Raw genomic sequence first — 4,360 nt, 5'->3', positions numbered from 1 at the left:
GATCTCCGGCCTGCCGGATGCGGGGGCTTGCGCCCGGCGCGCATTGCGGGTACGCGGCACCCAGCACCACGCCCACGGACCACCCTGCGTTTTCCGCCGGGGGCATCCGGGGGCGGATCCGGGGCGCATCGGCTTCCGTGGCACGGGCATGTGCCGCCACGGGGGCGTGCGGTACCCTCCACCCTTCCCATACCCGGAACATCATCCAATGATAAGTGTTTATTCCGTCAGCCTTGGCTGCCCCAAGAACCGCGTGGACACCGAACGCCTGCTGGGCGCGCTGGCCGCCCCCGTGCGCCCCGTGGCCGACATGGCCGAGGCCGACGTGGTGCTCGTGAACACCTGCGGCTTCATTTTGCCCGCCGTGGAAGAATCGGTGCGCACCGTGGTGGAGGCCGTGGACGAGATTTCCGGGCTGGCCCGGCGGCCCCTGCTGGCCGTGGCCGGGTGCCTGGTGGGCCGCTATGGCGAGCGCGACCTGGCCGCCGAACTGCCGGAAGTGGACCTGTGGCTGCCCAACCAATCCATAGAGACGTGGCCGGACCTGCTGGCACGCGCCGTGGGGGCCCGGGTGACCACGAGGGGCGGGCTTGCCTGGGGCGGAACGTCCGCGCCCGGCGCCGTCGCGCCCGGTTACGCCGGGGGCACTCGGCTTCTGTCCACCGGACCGTCGTACGCCTGGCTGAAGATCAGCGACGGGTGCCGCCACAACTGTTCGTTCTGCACCATCCCCTCCATTCGCGGCGCGCACCGCTCCACCCCGGCGGCGGAACTGGAACGCGAGGCGCGGCAATTATTGGACATGGGGGTGCGCGAACTGATCCTGGTCGCGCAGGACGTCACCGCCTGGGGCGAGGACCTGGACAACGCCAGCGGCAAGGGCGACCTGCGCCCCCTGCTGGACAGGCTGCTGCCCCTGCCGGGACTGGACCGGCTGCGCCTGATGTACCTGTACCCCGCCGGGCTCAGCGACGACCTGCTGGCCTACCTTGCGGCGGCGGGCGCGCCCTTCGTGCCCTATTTCGACGTGCCCTTGCAGCACGCCCACCCCGACGTGCTGGGCCGCATGGGGCGACCGTTCGCCCGCAACCCCCGCGTGGTGGTGGACCGCATCCGCAAGCACTTTCCGGGCGCGGCCCTGCGCACGTCCATCATCGTCGGCTTTCCCGGCGAGACGGAGGAACACTACGCCGCGCTCACCGATTTTGTGGTGGAGACGCGCTTTCACCACCTTGGCGTGTTCGCCTACCGGGCAGAGGAAGGCACCCCAGCCGCCGCCATGCCCGAACAGGTGAACGACAAGGTGAAGGAATGGCGGCGCGACGCGCTGATGGAAGTACAGGCCGAAATCAGCGAGGAGATCATGGAATCGTGCGTGGGCCAGCGGCTGCCCGTGCTGGTGGACGCCCCCCACGACGAATGGCCCGGCCTGCACACGGGCCGCACCTGGTTCCAGGCCCCGGAAATAGACGGGGTTACTTACGTGAGCGGGGCCGGTGTGGCTCCCGGCGCGCTGGTGGAGGCGGACATCGTGGAGGCGCGGACCTACGACCTGGTGGCCCTGGCCGAGCCGGAGGAATAGGGAAAATCCCCAAGGCAGCGGCGTGTTCCGCAGGCTGTCCGGCGCCGCGCGGGTGTCTTTCCTCGGCGGGGGTACGTCTATATGGTAGCGATGCATGAATATGGCAACCGTGATGTGGACGCACTCTCAAGCATCGGGGGAAGGCATGACCTATTCGCAGGAACGGGCGCTGGCGCTGCTTCGCGCCGGGTCCGGGCTGGCCGGGGCGGAGTTTCGAGACGGGCAGGAAGACGCCATCCGGCACGTGGTGGAAGGCCGGGGCCGCCTGCTGGTGGTGCAGAAGACCGGCTGGGGCAAGAGCTTTGTCTACTTCATCGCCACGCGGATGCTGCGCGACGCAGGCCAGGGCCCCGCGCTGCTGGTGTCGCCCCTGCTGGCGCTGATGCGCAACCAGATCGCCGCCGCTGAACGCATGGGCGTGCGGGCCGCCACCATCAACTCGGACAACCGCGACGACTGGGAAGACGTGGAGGCGCGCCTTGCCCGCGGCGAAGTGGACATCCTGCTCATCTCGCCCGAACGGCTGGGCAACGACTGGTTCCAGACGCAGGTGCTGGCCCCGGTGGCGGGGCGGATATCGTTGCTGGTAGTGGACGAGGCGCACTGCATCTCCGACTGGGGACACGATTTTCGGCCACACTACCGGCTGCTGGGGCGCATGGCCGCCAACCTGCCCCCTGCCGTGCGCCTGCTGGCCACCACGGCCACGGCCAACGACCGGGTCATGGCCGACCTGGCCACCGTGCTGGGGCCCGACCTCGCCGTGTCCAGGGGCGACCTGGATCGCAACTCGCTGACGCTGCAAACCATACGCCTGCCTGACCGGGCCGAGCGCCTGGCCTGGCTGGCCGAGCGGCTTGGCGAACTGGACGGACACGGCATCATCTACACCCTGACGGTGCGCGATGCCGGGCTGGTGGCGGCATGGCTGCAACAGCGCGGGTTCAACGTGGCGGCCTACACGGGCGAAACCGGCGAGGACCGGGAACGCCTGGAGCAGGAACTGCTGCACAACCGGGTCAAGGCCCTGGTGGCCACCACGGCGCTGGGCATGGGCTACGACAAGCCGGACCTTGCCTTCGTCATCCATTTCCAGACGCCGGGATCGGTCGTGGCGTATTACCAGCAGGTGGGCCGCGCCGGACGCGCCCTGCCCGCCGCCTACGGCGTGCTGCTGAGCGGGCCGGAAGAAGACGACATCAACGACTGGTTCATCCGCAGCGCCTTTCCCACCCGCGCCGAGGTGCAACAGATTCTGGATGCCCTGGAAGGCGCGCCGGAGGGGCTTTCGACGCCGGAACTGATGATCCGCGTAAACATGGGCAAGGGCCGCATCGACAAGGGCATCACCCTGCTGTCGCTGGAATCGCCCGCGCCCATCGCCAGGCAAGGCACCAGGTGGCAATTGACGGCGGCACCGCTGTCCGAGGCGTTCTGGCAGCGGGCGGAACGCCTGACAGCGCTGCGTCATGCGGAAAACGCGCAGATGCGGGAATACGTGGGCCTGCCCTTCGGCCAGCACATGGAGTATCTGGTGCGGGCGCTGGACGGGGACGCGGCGAACATCGCGCCCCCCGCGCTGCCCCCCCTGCCGGAAGCCGCCGCCCCTGCGCTGGTACACGAGGCCATGGCGTTCCTGCGCCGGGGCAACATGCCCATCGAACCCCGGTTGCAGTGGCCCGTGGGCGGCATGCCGCATTGCGATGTCCGGGGCAGGATTCCCGCCACCGAGCGGGCGCGGCAGGGCATGGCCCTGAGCGCGTGGGCCGATGCCGGATGGGGGACTGCGGTACGGCAGGGAAAATACCGGGACGGGCGCTTTGCCGATGACCTTGTGGACGCCTGCGCCGCCATGGTGCAGCAGTGGAACCCGCAGCCAGCGCCGGAATGGGTGGCCTGTATCCCCTCGTTGCGCCATCCGGACCTGGTGCCGGACTTCGCACGCCGCCTTGCGGCGCGGCTGGGCTTGCCGTTTGTGCCGGTATTGGAGAAAACGGACCACAGGCCCGAACAGAAGACCATGGGCAACAGCGTCCAGCAGGCCCGCAACGTGGACGGGTCGCTGGGCCTCGCCGATGTACCCATGCCCGCAGGCCCGGTGCTGTTGGTGGACGACATGGTGGATTCACGATGGACACTGACCGTGGCCGCCTGGCTGCTGCGCCGGAACGGCTGCGGCGAGGTGTGGCCGGTGGCGCTTTCCCAGGCAGGCCAAGGATAGATGAACGACACTCTTTCGCTGAATACCAGGGCCATCCTGCTGCTGACGGCCCCGCTGGTGGTGGGGCGAAGCTCCTTGCGGCACGCCGGTCCGGCTGCGGCCCTGCTGAGCTTTGGCGAGTACAAACGCCTTGCCCGCCACCTGTACGGGCTTTCCCGCCAGCCCGCCGACCTGCTGGCGGCGGACGGGGAGGCGCTGTACGCCGACTGCGCCGATATCGTCGAGCCGGAGCGGCTGCGGCGCCTTCTGGGGCGCGGCTTTCTGCTGGGTCAGGCGGTGGAACGCTGGCAGGCCAGATCCATCTGGGTGGTCAGCCGCGCCGATGCCGCATACCCCGTTCGCCTGAAGGCCCGGCTGAAGGAAGACTGCCCACCGGTCCTGTATGGCTGCGGCAGCCGGTCGCTCTTTGACAGGGAAGGGCTGGCGGTGGTCGGCTCACGCAATGCGGAGGGTGCGTTGCTGGACTACGCGGAGGGCGTGGGCGGTCTGGCCGCCGCCGCCGGGGTGGCGCTGGTGTCCGGCGGCGCGCGAGGCATCGACGGCGCTGCCACCGACGG

At 69.5% G+C, this 4,360-nt stretch carries 3 protein-coding genes; all 3 read left to right on the top strand.

The window, feature by feature from the left end:
• Positions 1-208 precede the first annotated feature (208 nt).
• Positions 209-1,582, top strand: coding sequence for a 30S ribosomal protein S12 methylthiotransferase RimO (gene rimO, locus FVW20_RS08260; protein ID WP_196609040.1), 1,374 nt, complete (start codon positions 209-211; stop codon positions 1,580-1,582).
• A 145-nt stretch (positions 1,583-1,727) separates the two neighbouring features.
• The gene (locus tag FVW20_RS08255; RefSeq protein ID WP_196609039.1) at positions 1,728-3,803 is read left to right on the top strand and encodes a RecQ family ATP-dependent DNA helicase; all 2,076 of its coding nucleotides are present in this window, start codon (positions 1,728-1,730) and stop codon (positions 3,801-3,803) included.
• A partial coding sequence (locus FVW20_RS08250; protein ID WP_196609038.1) for a DNA-processing protein DprA occupies positions 3,804-4,360 on the top strand: 557 nt, incomplete at its 3' end.

It is taken from the genome of Nitratidesulfovibrio oxamicus, from assembly GCF_015731765.1.
Classification (GTDB): domain Bacteria; phylum Desulfobacterota; class Desulfovibrionia; order Desulfovibrionales; family Desulfovibrionaceae; genus Cupidesulfovibrio; species Cupidesulfovibrio oxamicus.
The sequence above is the reverse complement of the archived record's forward strand: the minus strand, read 5'-3'. Positions and strand labels throughout refer to the sequence as shown.